The 20,985-nt window shown below is 64.7% G+C and carries 20 protein-coding genes and 5 pseudogenes; 18 read left to right on the forward strand and 7 right to left on the reverse strand.

Annotation, left to right across the window (positions count from 1 at the left end):
- Positions 1–257: 257 nt before the first annotated feature.
- Complete coding sequence (locus NJE57_RS17480; RefSeq protein WP_119193514.1) at positions 258–836, reverse strand: hypothetical protein; 579 nt, start codon at positions 834–836, stop codon at positions 258–260.
- A 249-nt stretch (positions 837–1,085) separates the two neighbouring features.
- Here NJE57_RS17480 and NJE57_RS17485 point away from each other — a divergent pair, with 249 nt between their 5' ends.
- The 4 genes from NJE57_RS17485 (at position 1,086) to NJE57_RS17500 (ending at position 2,760) form a co-directional block, all read left to right on the forward strand.
- Positions 1,086–1,589: a hypothetical protein gene (locus tag NJE57_RS17485; protein WP_083249696.1), complete on the forward strand. Its 504-nt coding sequence runs from the start codon at positions 1,086–1,088 to the stop codon at positions 1,587–1,589.
- Positions 1,590–1,730: 141 nt separating this feature from the next.
- Positions 1,731–2,006 (forward strand): type II toxin-antitoxin system RelE/ParE family toxin, encoded by a 276-nt coding sequence (locus tag NJE57_RS17490; protein ID WP_241261466.1) that lies wholly within the window; start codon positions 1,731–1,733, stop codon positions 2,004–2,006.
- Positions 2,003–2,299, forward strand: coding sequence for an addiction module antidote protein (locus tag NJE57_RS17495; RefSeq protein ID WP_069389435.1), 297 nt, complete (start codon positions 2,003–2,005; stop codon positions 2,297–2,299). The genes NJE57_RS17490 and NJE57_RS17495 overlap by 4 nt, the downstream gene beginning before the upstream one ends.
- A 155-nt stretch (positions 2,300–2,454) precedes the next feature.
- Complete coding sequence (locus NJE57_RS17500) at positions 2,455–2,760, forward strand: AMP-binding protein (protein ID WP_307872433.1); 306 nt, start codon at positions 2,455–2,457, stop codon at positions 2,758–2,760.
- Here the strand turns inward: NJE57_RS17500 and NJE57_RS17505 are convergent.
- The gene (locus NJE57_RS17505) at positions 2,757–3,122 is read right to left on the reverse strand and encodes a hypothetical protein (protein WP_069389517.1); all 366 of its coding nucleotides are present in this window, start codon (positions 3,120–3,122) and stop codon (positions 2,757–2,759) included. The two genes, NJE57_RS17500 and NJE57_RS17505, sit on opposite strands and share 4 nt — an antisense overlap.
- Before the next feature lie 187 nt (positions 3,123–3,309).
- Here NJE57_RS17505 and NJE57_RS20035 point away from each other — a divergent pair, with 187 nt between their 5' ends.
- The 5 genes and pseudogenes from NJE57_RS20035 (at position 3,310) to NJE57_RS17525 (ending at position 6,384) form a co-directional block, all read left to right on the forward strand.
- Positions 3,310–3,666, forward strand: a complete 357-nt coding sequence (locus NJE57_RS20035) for a helix-turn-helix domain-containing protein (RefSeq protein WP_119193562.1) — start codon at positions 3,310–3,312, stop codon at positions 3,664–3,666.
- 108 nt (positions 3,667–3,774) lie between these two features.
- Positions 3,775–4,110 (forward strand): annotated as a pseudogene (locus tag NJE57_RS17510) (transposase); the annotation flags it as partial.
- Positions 4,111–4,439: 329 nt separating this feature from the next.
- Positions 4,440–5,546 carry a BtrH N-terminal domain-containing protein gene (locus NJE57_RS17515; protein WP_067478094.1) on the forward strand — a complete coding sequence of 369 codons (1,107 nt, stop codon included), beginning with the start codon at positions 4,440–4,442 and terminating at the stop codon, positions 5,544–5,546.
- A gap of 39 nt (positions 5,547–5,585) precedes the next feature.
- A complete protein-coding gene (locus tag NJE57_RS17520; protein ID WP_228549380.1) occupies positions 5,586–6,056 on the forward strand; it encodes a transposase in 471 nt (156 codons plus the stop codon).
- The gene (locus NJE57_RS17525; RefSeq protein ID WP_119193358.1) at positions 5,938–6,384 is read left to right on the forward strand and encodes a transposase; all 447 of its coding nucleotides are present in this window, start codon (positions 5,938–5,940) and stop codon (positions 6,382–6,384) included. Before NJE57_RS17520 ends, NJE57_RS17525 begins: the two co-directional genes overlap by 119 nt.
- Positions 6,385–6,444: 60 nt before the next feature.
- Here NJE57_RS17525 and NJE57_RS17530 read toward each other — a convergent pair whose 3' ends face one another.
- The 4 genes and pseudogenes from NJE57_RS17530 to NJE57_RS17545 all read right to left on the reverse strand — a co-directional run bounded on the left by NJE57_RS17530 (position 6,445) and on the right by NJE57_RS17545 (position 10,669).
- Entirely contained in the window at positions 6,445–7,212 is a 768-nt protein-coding gene (locus NJE57_RS17530) for an enoyl-CoA hydratase-related protein (protein ID WP_319029795.1), read from the reverse strand.
- 27 nt (positions 7,213–7,239) lie between these two features.
- Positions 7,240–8,231, reverse strand: a pseudogene (locus tag NJE57_RS17535) (carboxyl transferase domain-containing protein); the annotation flags it as partial.
- Between the two features lie 82 nt (positions 8,232–8,313).
- Positions 8,314–10,032: an acyclic terpene utilization AtuA family protein gene (locus NJE57_RS17540; protein WP_319029836.1), complete on the reverse strand. Its 1,719-nt coding sequence runs from the start codon at positions 10,030–10,032 to the stop codon at positions 8,314–8,316.
- Between the two features lie 19 nt (positions 10,033–10,051).
- Entirely contained in the window at positions 10,052–10,669 is a 618-nt protein-coding gene (locus tag NJE57_RS17545) for a TetR/AcrR family transcriptional regulator (RefSeq protein WP_319029796.1), read from the reverse strand.
- Between the two features lie 189 nt (positions 10,670–10,858).
- Here NJE57_RS17545 and NJE57_RS17550 point away from each other — a divergent pair, with 189 nt between their 5' ends.
- The 3 genes from NJE57_RS17550 to NJE57_RS17560 are packed head-to-tail and all read left to right on the forward strand — an operon-like array spanning position 10,859 to position 14,469.
- Complete coding sequence (locus tag NJE57_RS17550) at positions 10,859–11,653, forward strand: TIGR03084 family metal-binding protein (protein WP_319029797.1); 795 nt, start codon at positions 10,859–10,861, stop codon at positions 11,651–11,653.
- Between the two features lie 58 nt (positions 11,654–11,711).
- Positions 11,712–12,866, forward strand: a complete 1,155-nt coding sequence (locus NJE57_RS17555) for an acyl-CoA dehydrogenase family protein (RefSeq protein ID WP_319029798.1) — start codon at positions 11,712–11,714, stop codon at positions 12,864–12,866.
- Positions 12,867–12,876: 10 nt separating this feature from the next.
- Positions 12,877–14,469 carry an AMP-binding protein gene (locus NJE57_RS17560; protein WP_319029799.1) on the forward strand — a complete coding sequence of 531 codons (1,593 nt, stop codon included), beginning with the start codon at positions 12,877–12,879 and terminating at the stop codon, positions 14,467–14,469.
- 625 nt (positions 14,470–15,094) lie between these two features.
- Here the strand turns inward: NJE57_RS17560 and NJE57_RS17565 are convergent.
- Positions 15,095–15,337, reverse strand: coding sequence for a hypothetical protein (locus NJE57_RS17565; protein WP_319029800.1), 243 nt, complete (start codon positions 15,335–15,337; stop codon positions 15,095–15,097).
- A gap of 143 nt (positions 15,338–15,480) precedes the next feature.
- Between NJE57_RS17565 and NJE57_RS17570 the strand changes: the two genes are divergently transcribed.
- From NJE57_RS17570 to NJE57_RS17595, 6 genes and pseudogenes are all read left to right on the forward strand, one after another.
- A complete protein-coding gene (locus tag NJE57_RS17570) occupies positions 15,481–15,795 on the forward strand; it encodes an endonuclease/exonuclease/phosphatase family protein (protein WP_319029801.1) in 315 nt (104 codons plus the stop codon).
- A 119-nt stretch (positions 15,796–15,914) separates the two neighbouring features.
- Positions 15,915–17,176: pseudogene (locus NJE57_RS17575) on the forward strand (IS256 family transposase).
- 189 nt (positions 17,177–17,365) lie between these two features.
- Complete coding sequence (locus NJE57_RS17580; protein ID WP_413464433.1) at positions 17,366–17,893, forward strand: endonuclease/exonuclease/phosphatase family protein; 528 nt, start codon at positions 17,366–17,368, stop codon at positions 17,891–17,893.
- 129 nt (positions 17,894–18,022) lie between these two features.
- Positions 18,023–18,953, forward strand: a pseudogene (locus tag NJE57_RS17585) (integrase core domain-containing protein); the annotation flags it as partial.
- A gap of 210 nt (positions 18,954–19,163) precedes the next feature.
- Entirely contained in the window at positions 19,164–19,343 is a 180-nt protein-coding gene (locus NJE57_RS17590) for a hypothetical protein (RefSeq protein ID WP_319029803.1), read from the forward strand.
- Positions 19,344–19,506: 163 nt separating this feature from the next.
- Positions 19,507–20,984 (forward strand): annotated as a pseudogene (locus NJE57_RS17595) (IS1634 family transposase).
- Position 20,985 lies beyond the last annotated feature (1 nt).

A 20,985-nucleotide genomic window follows, 5' to 3' on the forward strand; every position in this document is an offset into this window, starting at 1 on the left:
GTACGGCCCTTGCAAAACACCGAGCATGCCAATCACCGCGCAGAACCCGCCGGCCCCACGCGCGAGGCGGCGGCAAGGCCAAGGCGCCGCCAGCGACGAGAGCGGTAGCCAACAGCGCGGTCTCCAGATCCCACATTCCACACTCCTGTCGCTAACGCCTTCCCGCCGCGGCGCTCGCACAGACCTCACGGCCAGATCGGCTGTCAGTGTGGCTTTCCCCTCCGACAGTCAGCGCGCTTCGTGCTCTGGCGGGCTGGCTATGACTGGCCCGGCTGATCCGACTGGCCTGGCTTGCGCGCGGTCTCGCGCAGCGAGTCCAGGACTTCCCGCAGGGTGTCCGAGGTGGCCTCCGCCCGGACCCGTGCCCGGTCGGACTCCTCGGCCTTAGCGCGTGCGACGGCGGCGTCATTGAGCGCGGTCTCGAGCTGACCGCGCAGCTGCTCCAGCTCTACGCGTAGCCCCTCGGCCTCACCAGTGGCGCGATCGCGTGACGCGGCGGCCTCGTCCCTCTCGGCGGCGGCCTGCTCGGCGGCCGCCAGCGCGTCGGCCTCGCCGCCGCGGGCTGCATCCAGCGCCACAGCGGTCGCCTCGTCCGCCTGCTCGGCGGCCCGCTTCCACGCCGCGGCCCACACCGACTGCACCATCGCCGACATTGCCTCCGACAGATCCGGAGCCTCGGGCACGTCCCCGGCAGCGCCGGTGGCGTGCTCGCGCATCCACGCGGCCACCTCACCGATGCGCACCCCCGCTTCACGCTGCACGCTGCGCACGGTGACCTTGTCCCCTCGTGCAACGAGCACCCCATAGGCTCGAGCGATCTTCTCCGACGTCGACATGACAACCCCTCCAAGTCCGGTAACGGGTAACCGGGAACTTATCTAGTTACCAACGTTAACCGATCGGGCAGCGACCACCCCTTCGCACCGCTGGCACCGCGGGCCGGGCGCGAGCCCCGCCAGCGGAGAACGCCACCCGGGCGACGAGGGCCGCGCCGGCGCACAGCCCAGGGGCGCACGAGCGCCTCGCACGCGGGAGGGCCACTAGAATCACTGCCACCTTCTTCGTCCGGACCAGGAGGGTGGGCCGTGACTAATCTCGATGCTGAGTTCGCCGAACTCATCGACACCGTTGGCCACAGGCGTGCGGGCATCCTCGCCACCACGGCCCGCAAGATCGCGACCGAGATCCGCACCGCTGCTGATGCGCTCGGTACCGCGGCAGTGGGCCCCAGTCAGCGACACATCCTCGCCGCCCTGCCAGCGTGCACGTACGCCCAGAGCCGGTTCTGGCGCTACCAATTCGCCGACTGCGCCTCCCGGCTGGCCGACGACTCCAAGCGGTGGGGCGCACCCGTACCCCGCTGCACCGGCGAAGAAATGGCACTGCACCTCATCCTCCACCGCACCACCACCGACACCGGCCAGTCGTGGTCAGACCTGGCCGAAGACCTCTTCCAGGACAACGACGTCCTCACCCTCTATGACATCCCCGTCGACGCAGTCACCGGGCCCATCGGCGCAGTACAGCTCACACCCGCCCAGTGGTTCACCGAGTTCACCACACCATTTCCACTGCCACCCCGGCCCTAACCACCGGCCCGGGCAGCGCCCCTGGGCCACACGCCCCGCCCCAGGCCCAGGCGTGTGGCAGCGGTTGATCCACACACCTGGTGTGAACTATAGTTGACACACGTGATCGAGATCCTCTGGTCAGACACCTTCAACCGCTGACTGACAAAGCTCAAAGACAGACAGGCCGCCGCGCGGGTGCTCGTCCGGATTAGACGCCTGGCCTCGGGCAACCCCGGAGACGTCAGACCCGTCGGCCATGGCGTCTCGGAACTGCGCCTGAACTACGGACCCGGCTACCGCATCTACTACCTCCGCCACCAGGACCAACTGATCCTCATCCTCGCCGGAGGAGACAAGTCCAGCCAACAAACAGACATCACAAGAGCGCACGAGATCGCCGAACACTGGCGACGAACACAAGGAGAATCCCAATGAACACCGAAACCTTCACCCACTTTGACCCCTCGACGCACCTCAACACCGTCGAGGACGTCGCGGCCTACCTGGAAGCCCTCATCGAAGAAAGCAACGACGACCCCACCGTCATCGCCCACGCCCTCGGAGACATCGCCCGCTCCCGCAACTTCAGCGAAATCGCCCGCCAAGCCGGAATCAGCCGCGAAGGCCTCTACAAAGCACTCTCACCAAGCGGCAACCCCACGCTGGCCACCGTCATCAAAGTCTCCCGTGCCCTCGGCCTGCGACTGCACTTCGAAGCCGTCGCCTAACTGTGGTTCCCCCCGCATCGTGGAGGGTTTCCTAGGCGGCTTCCGGTTCGGTCGCCGCGGCGGTCTCGTAGCTGATCGGGCTCACCATTCCGATCGTGCTGTGTCGTCGGTCGTGGTTGTAGAACCTGGCCGGCCGTCCCGCCGGCTCCGGGAGGATCGGCTGCGGCGGCTCGGCGGTGCAGCAGGCGCTCTCCGAGGCCTATCGCGACCAGGTCGGACTGCCGATCCTCCAGGCCTGGGGCATGACCGAGATCAGCCCGTTGGCTTCCTCCTCGGTCCTGCCTCGCCGTTACGCCGACGCGGACGCCGGCACCCAGGCCGAACAGCGAGCCCGTGCCGGCATCCCCATCCTCGGGGTCGAGGCCCGCATCGTCGACGCCGCCAGCCTGGAGCCGCAGCCGTGGGACGACCACGCCACGGGTGAGCTGCAGGTCCGTGGGCCCTGGTGCGCCCAGGACTAGTGGGTGTCTCCGTTAGTTCGTCGGGGGTCTGGGAGCCAGGCGGTGGGGTCGCCGAGGTAGAGGCCGCAGGCGGTGTCGAGGGCTTCTTCGGGAGTGCCTGAGGGCCATCCGCCTGGCAGGGCGGCTTGCTGGTAGTCGTTGTGGCTGGCGCGGTAGATCGCGAATCCCCATTGGCTGGCTGATCCGGCGTAGCGCAGCCGGCAGAGTTTCAACTCTTCCCCGTGGGTCAAGGTGGCGTCGATGTAGGCGAACCCGGCGCGGTAGCGGGTATGCAGGGTCTGGATCTGGGGCCAGCGTTCGGTAGCGCGAGCCAGGAGCTTTTGTCTCAGTGAGGTCTGGGTCGAGTCGGGGATCTTCGCCATGGTCTCCATCATCACCGCCACTGGTTTCGCACTCGAATTTCGGCTTGTTCCGGCGTGGCGACTTGGCTGGCGATGCTGGGTGCGTCAGAAATGAATATGTCTCCCACCAGCGCTGATGTCGTCATCCTCACTGACAAAGAACGCGACGAGCTGACCCGCCGCGCGAACGCCGCGAGTTGTCCACACCGTGAGGTGCTGCGGGCCCGGATCGTGCTCGCCGCTGGCAGACGGTGACGCGAACGCTGCGATCGCCCGCGAGGTCGGGGTGTGTGAGGACACCGCACGCCGCTGGCGGCATCGCTTCTGCCTCGAGCGCCTGGAGGGGCTTGAGGATCGGCCCCGACCGGGGCGACCGCGGGTGTTCACCCCGGTCGAGGTCGCCGAGGTCAAGGCACTGGCGTGTTCACACCCAGCTGACCATGATCTGCCACTGACCAGATGGTCCACCACCGAGTTCGGGGTGGATCGACACGGGTCACCGACACCCTGCGGGCGGTCCACGCGATCCTCCAGCGCTACATCTCCGAACCTTAGAGTGGTGTAACTCGGTGGCCGAGATCGTCTCCGACATCCGTGTCGTTGACGGATGTAGAGCGGCCACCGTGTGATCCATCGAGTCAACCTTCCAAAGAATCCTCGAGGAGTCATCACGATGACCGCACCCCATATTGTCGACCCGGCAGGCCTGCTTGGCCAAGCCCTCACAGAGGCGTCTCCAGATCTGATGCGTGAGCTGCAGCAGACCATGATCAACGCCCTGCTGTCCGCGGACGCCGATGCCGTCTGCGGCGCCGAGTGGAACGCCCGCTCGGAGCAGCGCACCAACCACCGCAATGGCTACCGCCACCGGCCCCTGGATACGCGGGTCGGCACCGTTGATGTCGCCGTCCCGAAGCTGCGCTTGGGCAGCTACTTCCCCGAGTGGCTGCTCGAGCGCCGCAAGCGGGCCGAGTCCGCGCTGATCACGGTCGTGGCGGACTGCTACCTGCGTTCCGGGCACCGCGCCGGGAGCGGTCGAGTGGAGGAGGTTGTCGTGCCGGGGCAGGACGACCGGCACGCGGCCATCTCCCAGACTGAACCCCCCGGCCGCCGGCTCGTGGAGGAGAGCGGTGGTGATTGTCTGGCGGACGCCCGGGGCTGCCTCGCCCAGCGCATTTCTTGAGCTATCACTCGGCGGGCGGCGCAGGAACGAAGGATCCTTTCGATGGACCGCTGAGGTAGGTACATGCCTGCATGAACGAATGTATAGTCACGTAACCGCATGCCCGTCCAACCGGAAACCGCGCAGATTGCTGCGACGCCGATTCAGGAGATGTCATGTCAGTCGAGGTCCCTACCCGTCATCCAGAGCCGCGACGAGTCCTACTGGACTATCCCCACCGTCAGGCAGGGCATTGTGGTTCCGGAGCGCTGAGAGACCTCCTGGAGTGGGCCGGTCTGGGCTGGGACGAGGTGCCGAGCGAAGGTCTGGTCTTCGGAATGGGCGGTGGTCTCGGCTTCACCTACCTGCGGGCACCGGGTCTCGCCCCTCCCATCTACTTCGTCGGGCGTAGCAGCGACCTCGAGGTCGACCTTCTCGCCAGGCTGGGTGCAGAGGTCGACGTTCGGGGAACCGACGATCCCGAGACCGGCTGGGGCTGGGTCCGCCGCGAACTCCAGCAAGGCCGTCCCGTGCTGATGTGGGCCGACATTTCTGAGCTGCCCTACCTCAATGTCCGCCTTCAGATGAGTCGGCACGACATCGTCGTGATCGGTTACGAAGACGACACCGAGACAGCTTTCGTGGTGGACAACGACCGAGCCGAGATGCAGAAAGTCCCCTACGAGGCTCTTGCGCGGGCGCGCGCGTCCCGATCGTTCCCCGTGCCCACGAGGCACACCACGTACTTCGTGAACTGGCCCCAGATCCTGCCCGATCTCCGCCAGACTGCGGCTTCGGCCCTCGTGGCCTCGGTCGAAAACATGCAGGCGGCGACAACCGCGATTATTCCGGACGCGTCGGTGCTACCGCCGGATGCCGTTGCCGCTGCCGGGATCAGTGGAGTCACGGTCTTCGCCGAGGATGTCGACCGGTGGCCGGGGCTCATGCCCGAACCGGAACTGGACATCGCGCTGCGTTCTCTCCACGCCTTTGTAGAGAAGGCAGGCACGGGCGGCGGCCTGTTCCGCCGGTTGCAGGCACAGTTCTGTGGCGACGTGGCCCGGTTAACGGAGTCCGCGGAGATGGCGAAGGCCGGAACTGCGCTCTTGCGCTGCGCGGACACGTGGTCGGCTCTGGCTGCGGCCGGCCGTAGCGACGGATCGACGCTCGATCGCTGGCGACGGGTCAATGAACTCGCCGCGACGCTTCCCCGCGACGAAGGCCATGCCATCTCTCACATGCGCAAAGCGGCGGGGGAACTGGGGATGGGTGACCCATTGTAGGCAAGTCGGCGAACGCAGCAAGCGAGCACCACTGCCGGGTTGCAGCAGCAGATCTGCGGCCACCGCGGACGTAAAGGCGACCCGCTCTACGGGATCCGCACCATCATCCGCTGCGACCCGGCACGGCTGACCGAGCGGCAGTGGCGACGGTTCAATGACGCATTGGCCGCCGACCCCCGGCACGAGGAACTGTTCCTCGCCTGGCAGATCGCCCACGAACTCCGACAGGCCTACCACCATAAAGACCTGCCAGCCGGGCGCAGCGCTGCGGAGAAGATACTCGCGACCTTGCCGTCCTGCCCGATCCCAGAGATCGCCCGCCTCGGCCGCACTCTTCGCAAGTGGAAGGACTCCTTCCTCGCCTACTGGACCACTGACCGATCCAACAATGGTGGAACCGAAGCGATCAACGGCCTCATCGAACTCCACCGGCGCCTGGCCCGCGGCTACCGCAACCGCGACAACTACCGCCTGCGGATGCTCCTCATCGCCGGCGGGCTACGGACCTGACCCCACACTCAGATGCGAAGAGCCAGATAAGGCGTACTCGTCCGGCACGATTCGCCGACAGCTCCGCAGTCGCGGTATCGCCGCTGTCATCCCGGAGAAAAGCGACACCATCGCCGCCCGCGAACGCCGAGGCAGCCGCGGTGGCAGACCTCCGAAACTCGACGCTGACCTCTACAAAGACCGAAACGTCGTTGAGCGTTCCTTCGCTCTGGCCAAGCAATGGCGAGCCCTGGCCACCCGCTATGACAAACTCACGATCACCTACCGGGCCGCCGTCACCCTCTGCGCAATCCTCACCTGGCTACGCCGTTTGGGAGACACGCCCTAGCTAGTACTACAGCCGCGCTTATCTGCGACGGGCCCGGCGTGGTACTCGCTCTCCGGGTAATCACGACGACTTCTTGCGGTTCAGAAATGCGCTCATCGCCGTGCGTGCTTCGTCTGAGGCAAACAATCGGGCAGAGAGCCCAGCCATCTCCTCGGCCTGCTCGTCTATCCGGGCAAGGATGTCACGCGCGAGTAGCGTCTTGGTCTCTCTGAGTCCTTGCGGATGCGCTTCGAGCAGCTCCGAGCACACGCGGGTGATCTCGTCGTCGAGCTGGCCAGCCGCCACCGCTCGCGTGATCAGACCTATCGCGGTTGCCTCATCGGCGTCGAAGGTTCGCCCGGTGAGAAAAGTGTCATATGCCCCGCGGCTGGTCATCCGCGGCAACACGGTCAGCGAGATAACCGCGGGGGTCAAGCCCAGTCGCGATTCGGTGAAGGCGAATGTCACGTCGTCGGCACAGATCGCGATGTCGCTTGCCGCAACGATCCCCAATCCGCCGGCGCGAGCCGGCCCGGCGAGGCGGGTGACCACCGGTTTTGGATGGGTCACGATCAGCCGAAGCAGTTCCCCCAGGGTCTCGGCTCCCATATTGTTCAAACCTCCACCGGATGCCGCGGAAAGGTCACCCCCGGAGCAGAACACCCGGTCCGCGCTGCGCAGCACCACGACCCGGCTCTCGTCGTCTCTGGTTCGCTTGACCGCGTCCAACAACTCCGCCATCAACTGGCTGCTCAGCGCATTGCGATTGTGCGGCGAGTCAAGCGTGATAGTCCCAATTCCGTTAGATACCTCGTAATGCACCATTTTGTCCGGTCGCTGTCCAGCCATAGCTGAGTCTCCTGTCTGTGATCAACGGCCATTACGTATGCGCGCTCCGTAGAGGGGCTTGAACTCGTCGAATGCGACCTCGTTGGCCGGTCCGGCCCCGTCGGCGACCCGTGCGATCACATCACGCGGGCCGAAAGGCTCCTTCAGATCAGTGGGGATCAGGTCGAACAGCTTTCGGGATCCTCGTCGGGCTCGGCATACGCAGGGATTTGGGGCACACCCTTGGCTGAGTGGTGACGATTGAGGCGTGCCATGATCCGCCGTCCGATCCGGATCGCGTCGAGTTCGTCGACTGTCAGATAGTCGGCCAACCCAGACACGCGAGCATGCATCTCGGCACCGCCGAGCGATCCGTCGTCCGACTCCTCGCCGGTCGCCATCTTCACTAGTGGTGGGCCGCCGAGAAACACTTTGGCGCGTTCCTTGACCATCACCGTGTAGTCGCTCATCGCCGGAATATAGGCCCCAACTGCGATGGAGATACCGAAGACAAGCGAGATCGAGGTCTCCTTGCGGGCACTGGCCCGGGTGATATCCCGGAACATCTGGCCACCCGGTATGAAGATGTCCTTCTGAATAGACAGGTCTCCACCCCCCGACTCGACGAGAGCGATCGTCGGTAGGGAGTTCTCGGCGATTTTTGCCGCCCTGAGTACCTTCTTAAGCGTCCACGGGTTCGAGGCACCGCCCTTCACCGTCGGATCGTTGGCGGTGATCACGCACTCGACACCCTTGACGACACCGATGCCGGTGACCACACTGGCACCAACGGTGAAGTCCGAACCCCAACCGGCCAGGGGGGAGAGTTCCAGGAAGGCAGAGCCGGGATCGATCAGCAATTCGATGCGTTCGCGGGCTGTGAACTTGTTTCTCTCGCGGTGTCGCGCGACGTACTTTTCGCCACCGCCGGCCACCGACTTGGCGTGTTCGGCGTCAAGATCGGCGATCCGCTGCAGCATTGCGGCGCACCGATCGCCGGGCTCTGCGGTCGCGTCCATCTCAGTCTGCGCCGCAGTCATGACGCCGATCCCTGCGACGGATCGATAGATTGATGGAACATTCGAAATCTCCTTATGCGACGAACCGACAGGGTGGCAGCCTTCACAACAACTCCTCGGGAACGGCGACGACCCGCGATCGCAGCCATTCCCCGACGGCCTTGGCTTGGGGGTCGAACCGCGTACTGGCAGCGACGCCGTCGCCGAGCATGCCGCGGACAAGAACATTCACCCCGCCCAGATTGGGCAGCGGATACACCTCGACGGGAAGCTCCGCGGCTTCGGGGAGCAACTTCCGAATACGGTCCGGGGTGAGGAAGATCAGCAGCCACGAGACTCGCTTCTCACGGCGGGCATCATCTGGACCGCCAATCCAGACTCCGACGTTGGCGTCACCGCCTTTGTCGCCGCTGCGCGCGTGCACTAGCGTGCCCAGCGGCACCGCCCGTGTGGGTCCGGAGAAGTCTGCCGCAGCAATAAGATCCCCCGCCGATTGTGGCCGGGGCCGTACGCCGGTCCGGGGCGAGGGCTCGATCTCGATCGTCCGCCCGTCCCACAGGTGCACCTTCTCCTGGACCTCATTCCTGGCGACATACTCCGGCCGGTAGATTCCGTACTGTGATGGTTTACCCGGCGGTGTCGTCACGTTGAACCCGGGATAGGATGCTAGTGCCAGCTCGACCGCGGCCGCTGTGAATGCCTTGCTGACAGCAGCCATCCCGGGATCCCTCACCGTCACGCGCAGAAGGCAGGAGGCGGCTTCCTCGGTGGCGGCGTCGGGTTCGGGGCGTGATCCCAGAGTCCAGGTCACCGACTGCGGAGGGGCCGCGGCCAGTCGGGCATCCAGCAGGGTTCGAACCCACTCGGCCTTCTCGTCGATGTCTAGCCCGGTGAGTACGAACTCCATCTGGTTGCGGAACCCTCCGTGTTCATTCACACAGACCTTCAATGTCTCCGGCGGTTCTGATCCGCGCACGCCGCTGACGCGTACCCGGTCGGTTGCGTCCTGGGTGAGCCGGATCGACGTGAGGTCGGTGGTGACGTCCGGACTCAGGTAGTGGGTGGTCTGGATCTCGTAGACCAGTTGGGAGGTGACGGTATCGACCGACACGATGCCACCGGTTCCTTGGTGCTTGGTGATCACGAACGAGCCATCAGCATCAACCTCGGCGATCGGAAACCCGAGGGGGTGCGCATCGCGGGGCAATTCGATGAAACCCGAGAAGTTGCCGCCGGTTGCCTGGGTGCTGCATTCGATGATGTGTCCAGCCGTGGTGGCGCCCGCGATCTCGTCGTAGGACGTGCGATCCCAGCCGTACGCCGCGATCGCCGGACCGACGACCAGGGATGCATCGGTGACCCTTCCGGTAATCACAATGTCGGCGCCGGCGCGAAGGGCTTCGGCGATCCCGAACGCGCCCAGATAGGCGTTGGCGGTGAGAACATCGCCGAAACCCAGATCTGCGGCACGCGGCGTAAGATTGTCCCCGCCCACGTAGGCGACTTTGGCGGATAGGCCAAGCGAGTCTGCAACGCCGCGGATGCGGTCGGCTAGCCCAGCGGGATTCAGACCACCGGCGTTCGCGACGATACGCACCCCTCGCTGGAGCGCCAGCGCCAGTGACTGTTCAATCTGAGTGACGAACGTTCGCGCGTAACCCAACGCGGGATCTTTGAGCTGGTCCTTGCCGAGGATCAGCATGGTCAGCTCGGCGAGGTAGTCGCCGGTGAGGTAGTCGAGGTCGCCGCCCTCGATCATTTCGCGCATGGCACCGAGGCGGTCACCGTAGTAACCGCTGCAGTTGCCGATCCGAATAGTCATCGTCGGTCCCCTGTCGTGGTCACCGCGACGCATCGTTGCGTCGGGGGAGATGTTCATCGAGCACCTCGGCCCACCGGTCGAGGATCCGGCTCCGCCGCGTGCGGTCATCAGTGATCGTGTTGGCCAGCCCCAGTCCGCGAAGGAGGTCGAGCGTGGCTTGGACGAGCTCGAGGCTCCCGGGGATGCTCTCGTCCACGTCGAGAATCTCCACCGTAAGTCGGTGCATCAGTCGGCCGGTCATCTTCTCCAGCGGGTCGACCGCGGCCAGCAGGTCTGGATCGGTGCGCGCTACCGTCCACACCTCGAGAGCAGCGACAAATAGGTCACTCGTGACATAGTCTGCGAGCATCTGCAGCACCGTGCGGATGCGGTTATCGCCTGCCGGCAGGGCTGTGACGGCTTCTGCGAGCTGCTCGCTTTGACGGGTGGCCAAATACTCAACAGCCGCGGTGACCAATGCGGCTTTGGTGGGAAAGTGGTGCAACTGGGCACCACGGCTCACGCCTGCTCGTTTAGACACCAGGGTGGTGCTGGTGCCGTTCCAGCCGTAATCGACCAAGCACTGCGTGGTGGCTTCTAGGAGTCGCTGACGCATCAGCCGCGTGCGCTCTTCCTGAGGTATCCGGGTACCGGTCATGGGAGCATCTTGACCGATCCATATACAAGCAGTCAACCTTGATTTCAAGTTTCAAATAAATACAAGCTTGACTGCTTGTGGGCTGTTCTGCCAATCTGGTGAGGCGATCTAAGGTGTCTCAAATCACACAGCGCGCCTCATCCCCGACAGTCAGCAGACCTCATAGGCATGTGAACCAGGAGTCGCGACATGACCAATCTTCTTGCCACAGTTGTGACCGACCTGGCGGCCGAGAGCCAGCAGTTGGACGACTGGGTTCGATCCCTGCCGCCCAGCGACTGGCGCATCGTCACCACGGACGAAGGGTGGACCGTCGGACACCAGATCGGCCACCTGGCGTGGACCGACGAGACCTCGCTGGCCGCTGTGACCGACCGAGAGCGGTTCGGCGAACTGCTGCAGGAAGGAGCTTCCGATCCCGAGAAGTTCGTCGATGCGGCTGCCGCGCAGTGGGCTTCGGAACCGACCGATGAGCTTCTCCGTCGGTGGCGCAGCGGCCGAGCCGCGCTCGCTGACGCGCTTCTTCAGGTGCCGGAGGGGGAGAAGGTTCCCTGGTTCGGGCCGCCAATGAGCTCAACCTCAATGGCATCGGCTCGAATGATGGAGACGTGGGCCCACGCCCGTGACGTCAGCACCGCATTGGGCATCGAAGCCCCCCGCGATCGCCGCGCCCGACACGTGGCGCATATGGGGGTGCGCGTCCGTGACTACGCCTACCTCGTGCGTGATATGGAACCGCCTGGCGAACAATTCCGTGTCGAACTCACCGGACCAGACGAAGCCCAGTGGACCTGGGGCCCGCCCGATGCCCGACAGCGAGTCACCGGAGACGGGTACGACTTCGCCTTGATGGCAACTCGTCGACTGCGCCCCGATGACGCAAACGTCCAGGCCGTAGGGCCCGATGCCGAAGTCTGGCTCACCATCGTCCAGGCATTCGCCGGCCCACCGGGCACCGACCCGCTACGTCGAACTCAGCACTGACCCACCAAGCCCGGCACCCGAACCACGACCATCGCACGAGAACAAGGGAGAACAACGAATGACCATGTGGGACACGCCCGAGCGTCGGGCACTCGCCGCTGCGGCGGCGGCCTTTACCAAGGCGGAGATCACGCCGAATGTAGCGGCGTGGGAAGAAGCCGGTGAGCTACCGCGCTCACTGCACAAGAAGGCCGCAGCGGCCGGCTTGCACGCGGTCGGCTACCCCGAAGAGGTCGGTGGGGACGGGGGCGACATCGTTGACGCCGCCATCATCAGCGCGGCCACCATCGGCGCGGGCGCCTCCACAGGCGTGCTCGCCTCCTGGCTCACCCATAGCATCGCGCTCCCACACATCATCGCCTCCGGCAATAGCGACCTGATCGACCGATACGTGCGACCCACCCTCGCCGGCCAAAAGATCGGCTCGCTCGCGGTCACCGAACCAGGCGGTGGCAGCGATGTCGCCAACATTCGGACCAAAGCCGTGCGCGACGGCGACCACTACATCGTCAACGGCGCTAAGACATTCATCACATCGGGCGTTCGGGCTGATTTCGTGACCACCGCGGTCCGTACAGGCGGCGCGGGGCACCGTGGCATCAGCCTGCTGGTGATCGACAAGGCGACACCAGGCTTCGAAGTGGCCCCACCACTGAAGAAGATGGGGTGGTTGTGCTCGGACACGGCCGAACTGTCCTTCGACGATGTCCGCGTTCCCGTCGGCAACCTGGTCGGCCCGGAGAACAGCGGCTTTGCGATGATCATGATGCAGTTCGTCAATGAGCGCCTCGGGATCGCCGTGCAGGCATGTGCCGCAGCGCAGCGGTGCGTGGACCTTGCCGCACAATATGCGCGTGAGCGTGAAACGTTCGGCGCCCCATTGATCTCCCGACAGGTAATCCAGCACAAGCTGGTCGACATGTCCCGGCGTACCGCCGCGGCGTGGGCGATAACCCGGCAGGCATACGAGCGACAGGTTGTCGACGCTAACTCCAATGAGGCGGTCATCGACGCCCTGTTCGCCAAGCGTCAGTCCGTCGAGTCCGTCGAATGGGTGGCCAGCGAGGCGGTCCAGATCTTCGGCGGCATGGGCTATATGCGCGAGACCGAGGTCGAGCGCCACTACCGCGACGTCCGCATCCTCGGGATCGGTGGCGGCGGCAACGAAGTCCTCAATGACCTTGCCGCCCGCCGGCTCGGCTACACGGCGTAAGGAGCCGATCATGACCAGTATGACCGTTTTGAACATGCTCCGACGGACCACCGTCGGAGACGTAATGCGACGCAACGCACTCAGCCACCCGAACAAACCCGCCCTGCTGGTGGAATCCATGGACGGCACTTTCGCTGAGTATTCCTGGCGTGAGTTCAACACTTTGATCAATCGGACCGCTCACGCGCTGACGTCCCTCGGTGTCACGAAGGGCGACAAGGTGGGGGTCTTCGCCCTCAACGGTGTCCAATTCGCAGCCCTGCTCTATGCGGCGGGAAAAATCGGAGCGATCGTCGCACCGGCCGGTGCCGGCCTGCGCGGAGCCGACCTCACCTACGTCGTCAAGCATTCCGACGCGCAAGTGGTGTTCGTCGACGAATTCCTGCTCGACGCGTTCACATCCATCCTGCCCGACGTCGACTACCTGACAATGGGATTCATTCGGAGGACGTCCGGCAGCGAGGCGCCGAAGGGATGGGTCGACCTCGCCAAGGTGGTGGCCGAACAGAATGACGCAGAACCAGAGGTAGTCCTCGACGGTGACGATGTGGCAACCCTCACCTACACCAGCGGCACCGAGGCTGCACCCAAGGGCGTGTTGATGACGCACACCAACCTCATCAATATGATCACCTCAGGACATGCGTGGGATCTGCGACCCGAAGATGTCGCTCTGCACGTGCTACCGCTCTTCTACACCGGTGGCGTCGGAGTTCTCATGATGTGCCACCTACTTGGTCAGACGGTGGTGCTCCCCGAGCTGCCTGAGCCGGTGAAGATGGCGGCCGCGATGGACAAGCACCAGGTCAGTTTCATCGTCCTACCACCGACCCTCTGGATCCGACTGCTGCAGGTACCCGGCATCGAAGAGTCGGCCAGATCGATGCGGATCGCTACGACATTCGGCGCCACCATATCTAAATCAATGATCACCGGCTGGTCGGCGGTTTGCCCCTCGATGCGATGGAATTCGTACTACGGCCAGAGCGAAACGTCCTGTTCGGGCACTATTGGACAGTTCAAGAACCTCGAAGAGATCTGCGAAGGCGATCTGGGATGGGTCGGCCGCACCTGCCAGAACCTTGAGGTTCGGGTGGTCGACCCCCACGACGACGACGTGCCGCGTGGTGAAGTCGGCCAGATACTGTTCCGCGGCCCAGCGGTGTTCAAGGGCTACTACAAGGACGAAGAGAGGACCGCGGCCGCGTTCGCCGGCGGGTGGCTGCACTCTGGTGACCTTGGCCGCTTGAACGCCGACGGCGAGCTATTCTTCGTCGACCGGGTCAAGGACATGGTCAAAAGCGGCGGGGAGAATATCTCTTCGGCGAGTGTCGAGTATGCGATCTCCGGGCACCCAAAGGTTGCGGAGGTGGCCGCATTCGGGGTGCCGCACCCGGACTGGATGGAAGCGTTGACCGTTGCTGTGACGGTCAAGCCAGGGGAGAGTCTCACGGCCGACGAGGTCGTCGCATACTGCAAAGAGACGCTTCCGCGCTTCAAAGTGCCAAAAGAAATCGTGATCGTCGAAGACTTCCCACGCGGACCGTCCGGGAAGATTCTCAAGCGGGAGCTGCGCGAGCAATACAAGGACGTTCACAGCTGATCACCCGAACGCCGCATCCGGAATGTGGTTGGTAGGCCACCCAGCGTACCAACCACATTTTGGCTGTCAAGCAGCTCGCGGTTAACGTGCCCGCCAGAAACGGCCTGTGCGACTGGATCGAAGGCACGGCGTCGCTTTTCAGTCGTAGTCGCTGAAGCGAGTACCGGGATAGCTGTTTCTACGGCCTTCTTGACCAATGCAGAGTCCGGGGTTAGCTTCCGAAGCAGCTTGGAATCGAGCAGCAACGTTTGCCAATTGGAACTGAGCTGTAGCCGCTGCGTCGGGTGGCATCGCTGTCGGTTTGCGTCGGAGATCGAATTGTTGCAACGGGAGCACAACCTCGTCACGGAGTTCAGGCGATAGTGATTCGAGGAGGTCTGCGACCTTGATCGGGGACCACGGTGCCGTGAGAACTGGGCCTTCGGCCCGGGCGCGTACACGGTGTAGTCGGATCCCGAGAACAGGGTCCGACGGAGGTCGCGCCAAAATGAGTCTGCTTCGGCGAACCCGACCAGCTCGATTGGCCTGGTGCCCGATTGCACTTCCTCGCCGAGAATTTCGGTCGCAATCACAACCTGCTCACCAGCCACCTCGATAACGCAGTGACTCGAGGCGCCAGCTGCGTCTACGACTGGCTGGCCGGGCCGGCATCGCGATTGTTATCGCGTAGTGAGTCCAGCACTTCACGCCGGGTGTCGGACGTGGCCTCGGCGCGGACCCGGGCCCGGTCGGACTGCTCGACCTCGACGCGCGCGTCGTCCGCCTTTCGGCGGGCAGTGTCGGGCTGCCCGCGCAGCTGCGCCAGCTCCGCGCGCAAATCCTCGACCTCACCAGTGGCGCGATCTCGTGCCGCGACCTCACGTGGCACAGAGTCGACGGGTTCCGTAACAGCCAGTCTCCCGCAGCGGGGTCCGGGGCGAGGCTACCGCCACGCTGGCCCGTGTTCACGTCGAGTTCGCTGCCGTCTGCTCTCATGGGGAGCCAGCACGACAATCCGGGGAAGGGGTCACGATGGTGCGGATCGGGACGTGGAATCTGGAGAACCTGTTCACCCCCGACGAGGAGTCTGCCCAGGAGGCGTACGAGGCCAAGCTCGACGCGCTGGCGCAGACGATCGGTGGGCTGGAACCCGATGTCCTCGCCGTTCAGGAGGTCGGGGACCCGGCGGCGCTCGAGGACCTTGCTGGTCGCCTCGACGGGACCTGGCGCACCGCCCTGGCTGATCCCGATGGCCGCGGCATCCGGGTCGGGTTGCTCTCCCGCGCCGCCCTGACGGACATCGGGCAGATCCGCGACTTCCCCGTCGTCGATAGTAGTGCCCCATAGAGTGGTGTAACTCGGTGGCCGAGATCGTCTGCGATTCCGTGTTGTGTACGGATGTAGAGCGGCCACCGTGTGATCCTTCGAGTCAACCTTCTACCGAATCCTCGAACGGAGTCATCACGATGACCGCACCCCATATTGTCGACCCTGCAGGCCTGCTTAGCCAAGCCCTGACCGACGCGTCACCGGATCTGATGCGCGAGCTGCTGGGAGACCATGATCAACGCCCTGCTGTCCGCGGACGCCGACGCCGTGTGCGGCGCCGAGTGGAACGCCCGCTCGTCAGAGCGCACCAACTACCGCAACGGTTACCGCCACCGCCCCCTGGACACCCGTGTCGGCACCGTCGACGTCGCCATCCCCAAGCTCCGCTCGGGCTCCTACTTTCCCGAGTGGCTGCTCGAGCGCCGCAAGCGGGCCGAATCCGCGCTGATCACCGTCGTGGCGGACTGCTACCTGGCCGGGGTCTCCACCCGCCGGATGGACAAGCTGGTCAAAACTCTCGGCATCGACTCGCTGTCCAAGTCCCAGGTCTCCCGCATGGCCGAAGACCTCGATGAGCAGGTCGCGGCGTTCCGGCACCGGCGCCTGGACGAGGCCGGACCGTTCACGTTCGCCCGCCGCTGATGCGCTGACGATCAAGGTCCGGGAGAACAAGCAGGTCGTCAAAGCCTCGGTGCTGCTGGCCACCGGGGTCAACGGTGACGGCCACCGCGAGGTCCTGGGCATGCAAGTCGCCACCAGCGAGACGAAGGCCTCGTGGAACACCTTCTTCGCCGACCTGGTGGCCCGTGGCCTGGGCGGAGTCCGGCTGGTGACCTCCGATGCCCACGCCGGGCTGATCGAGGCGATCGCGGCGAACCTGCCCGGGGCCGCATGGCAGCGCTGTCGCACCCACTACGCCGCAAACCTCATGGCCGTGTGCCCCAAGTCGATGTGGCCGGCCGTGAAGGCGATGCTGCATAGCGTCTACGACCAGCCCACCGCCGAGGCTGTCAATGCCCAGTTCGACCGGCTCTTGGACTACACCGAAGGCAGACTGCCCGAGGTTGCTGACCACCTCGGCGATGCCCGCGAGGACCTGCTGGCGTTTATCGCGTTCCCCGACGATGTGTGGCGGCAGATCTGGTCCAACAACCCCACCGAGCGGCTCAACCGGGAGATCCGACGCCGCACCGACGTGGTCGGGATCTTCCCGAACCGGGATGCCATCGTTCGCCTCATCGGCGCCGTCCTGGCCGAGCAGACCGACGAATGGGCCGAAGGCCGCCGCTACCTCGGTCTCGAAGTCCTCAGCCGCTGCCGACTCACCCTGACCACCGACCCCGCCACCAGCTCGCCGACGGAGGTGAGCACCGATGACCTGATGCAACTACCCGCCTGACCACCCACGAAGGATCACCATTCAGTTACACCACTTCCAGGGGCTTGACCCCGTCGATCTCGCGCCGGTGCAGGTCGATGACGACGGGAACACGATCGAGCGGATGGGCCGGCCGGCTCTGCGCGCTCGCTTCCGGCGCGGGGGCCGGTCGCTCGACATCGTCTCTCGACCCATCTGAAGTCCAAGCTGCTGACGTACCCGGGCGGCCGGTTCTCCCCGCGCGAGGAGGGGGAGCGGGCGCGCTACGCCGTCTATGCGCTCAACCGGCGCGCCGCCGAAGCAGCCTCAGTGCGGGCAGCAGCCGATGCGCTTCTCGAGGGACAGGGACAGGACCGGTCCGTCGTCGTCGCCGGCGACCTCAACGACGAGCCGCAAGCGGCGACGACCCAGATCCTGCTCGGCCCGGGAGGGTCCGAGATCGGCACCGCCGGCGTCGAACGGCCTGATAAAGGCGACGCGCACCGGCTGTGGAACCTGGCACCGCTCATCTCGAAGGACGAGAGGTTCTCCCGCGTCTACCGGGGCCGCGGTGAGCTCATCGACCACGTGCTCGTGTCCCACGCGCTCGTCGGCACAGCGTCCACCGTGACGACCGGGGGAGTGGACATTTCCTCGATCGGGGACGACTGGCAGATAGGGCTTGTCGGTACCGCGGGTCCGGCGAGTTGGTGTGTTATCTCGCAACATCGTGGACACCGGATCTCGACTCTTCGGTGACAGCCGATCTCACGACTTCGTGTGTCCTGTCTCATCACTTCGAGGACACACGATCTCATGACATCGTGGACACGCTGTCTCACCACATCGTGCACAGGAATCGGCGTGGGCTGGGCGAGTGTGGCGGTCATGTCCAATTCACTGTCGCCCCGCACGCGGGCCTCGATCATCAACTACGACCCGACCCAACCGCACGCCTTGTCCGTGACCGAGTTCTGCCGGTCCTTGAAGATCTCGCGCAGCGTGTTCTACAAGGTGCGCACCCGCGCGGCCCAGGAGTCGACGGCGGCGTTGCATCCTCGCTCTCGAGCGCCACGGTCACCGGCTCGGCGGTACGGCCCAGACGTGGTCAACGAGATCGTCGGGATCCGCAAGCGGCTCAAGAAGGATGGATGGGATTACGGCCCACGCTCGATCCACTACGAGGCCGCGATGCAAGACGCCTTCCCCGGGGACTTCATTCCGTCGGTGGCGACCATCGGCCGGTTGCTGTCCGCAGTCGGGCAAGTCGACCCGGCCCCGAAGAAGCGACCGAAGTCGTCTTACATCCCGTTCGTCCGCGCCACAGCGATGGCGCTGTGGCAGCTGGACGCGTTCGAGTATCGCCTCGCTGACGGCACAACTGCGACCGTCTATCAGGTGCTCGGGTGACGCGACCCGCTACGACGTCGGATCGTGGGCCCATAGCCGGCACGAGAACAGCATCGACGCTAAACGTGTACTCGAGGACGCGATTGAGCGGCACGGCGCTCCTCAGGAGTTGCTGTCAGACAACTCGTCTGCGTTCAACCAGCTACGCGGTGGCAGGATCGGCAACGTGGAGGTGTTCCTCGCCTCGAGAGGCACCATGCCCATCACGGGCCTGCCGGGAAGGCCCACCACGCAGGGCAAGAATGAACGCTCACACCAGACGATGACCCGGTTTCTCAATGCGAACCGTCCAGGCACGCTGGAGCAGTTGCGCGAGCGGATCACCAGGTTCCGCGAGCACTACAACCACCGCCGCCCGCACCAGGCTCTGGACCAGGCCACGCCACGGACTGCGTGGGATCTACTCGACCCCGTCTGTGCTCCGAAAACCGCTCATACCAGCCATAATGTTGCTGGTAGGAGCGGGTGTTCGTAAGTCGGGAGTAGGCGATCTGATCGCGGTTTCTCGAGCGGCGAATTACTCTGTGGCACTCTCCACGCCGGTAACGGGAATTGTTTCCTGTTACCTATTTCCTCTGTTACCGATTGCTCGGTAATTCCCGGAGAATCACCTCTGGCCGTGCTCGCGTACGGCGGCGATGTATTCGGCGTACGTACCTGCCGCGTCAACGGCGTGGCGCTCAATGGTCGATGGGTGATAGCCCAGGACGTCGGCGATGATGGCGGCTGGGGCGGTTTTGCTGAGTTCATGCAGTGTGCCGAGTCGGGCGGCGCGGGCGCTGACGAGGTGGTCTCGTAGTCGGACCTGAGTTCCACAAGTTGACGTCGTTCCCGACTGCTTCGTTAGGATCGCTGCAGGTCACGGGATTGAACCTGCCGCGCGTGGGTCACTAATTGAGCGGAAGTTGGAGGTGGTGGGTCTGTACGTGGGGCAGTCCAAGACCGCCTCCGGGGCCATCGGCGTGCAGATCTGGGAGAAGGTCCGTGGCCGGCGCCAGATGGTTGCGCATATTGGCTCCGCCCACACGCCCGGCGAGCTCGCGGCATTGATCGAGATCGCCAAGCAACGAATCAATGCTGACCAGCACGAACTCGAGCTCGGACTAGTGGACCGGGCATCTGCGGTGATCGATCTGCCCGCCAGCTCGGCAGCCGTGGCCAAACGGTCGTCGTCACGAATCCTGTGGCAGGGCCTGGTGGGCAGTTACGAGCGGCTCGGCTTTGACGTGGTGGCCGACTCGGTGTTCCGCGACCTGGTACTGGCCCGTCTGGTCGATCCGACGAGCAAACTCGATTCGGTACGGGTGCTCAGGCGACTGGGCTTGGATCCTCCGCACGTCAACACGCTCTATAACTGTCTGGGTCGGGTGGTTGCCCGCGACTACCGCACCCTCATCGCTACCGCTTGCTGGCGCCACGTCACGGCCGCCGGCGGCCCCGGCGTCGCCCTGATCTTGTATGACCTGACCACGTTGTACTTCGAGGCCGAGAAAGAAGACGGCCTACGCAAAGTCGGCATGAGCAAGGAACGCCGAGTGGATCCGCAGATCACTGTCGGACTGTTGGTAGCCCGTGACGGATTCCCGCTGGACGTGCATGTTTTCGAGGGCAACAAAGCAGAGACCAAGACCTTGATCCCGGTGATCACCGCCTTCCAAGAGCGGCACGCAATCACGGACATGGTCGTCGTGGCTGATGCGGGGATGCTCTCGGCGGCCAACCTCAACGCCCTCGAAGACACAGGTCTGTCGTTCATCGTCGGCTCCCGCACCTCCAAAGCGCCGAAGGAGCTCGAGGAGCATTTCGGTCGCCGCGGCAACGCCATCGACGACGGCGAGACCGTGGAGCTGACTCGCCCGATGGGGCAAGGCCGCGACAGGCGCGACCGCCGAGTGGTCTGGCATTACAAGTGGGAGCGTGCCCAGCGGGATCGCCGCACGCTCAACGCCCAGATCGACCGTGCCCAGCGGGTGGCCGACCGGGCCGAGCCCTTGAAGAAGCAGCGGTTCGTCAAGGTCACCGGGCAGAACGTCACCTTGGACGAGGCATCGATCGAACGGGCCCGCCAAGCGGCCGGATACAAGGGATACGTCACCAACATTGCCCCGGAGATCATGGATGGCCACGCCGTGGTGGCGTCCTACCACGACCTGTGGAAGGTCGAGCAGTCCTTCAGGATGGCCAAGTCCGACCTCAAGGCCAGACCGATTTTCCACCGGACCAGGGATTCCATCGAAGCGCACCTGACCGTGGTGTTCGCCGCCTGGCGGTCGCCCGCTACCTGCAGAACATCACCGGCGTATCGATCAAGAAGATCGTCGGCACCCTCGAACCCCTGCGCACGATCGTGGTCGCCATAGGCGATCACGAAATGGTCGTCGAGCCGACAATCAACGAGGACGCCCGCAGCCTCATCGACGCCATCAACGCGGGTCACTAAA

Source organism: Dietzia sp. PP-33 (genome assembly GCF_033790845.1).
In the GTDB taxonomy this organism is placed as follows: Bacteria; Actinomycetota; Actinomycetes; order Mycobacteriales; family Mycobacteriaceae; genus Dietzia.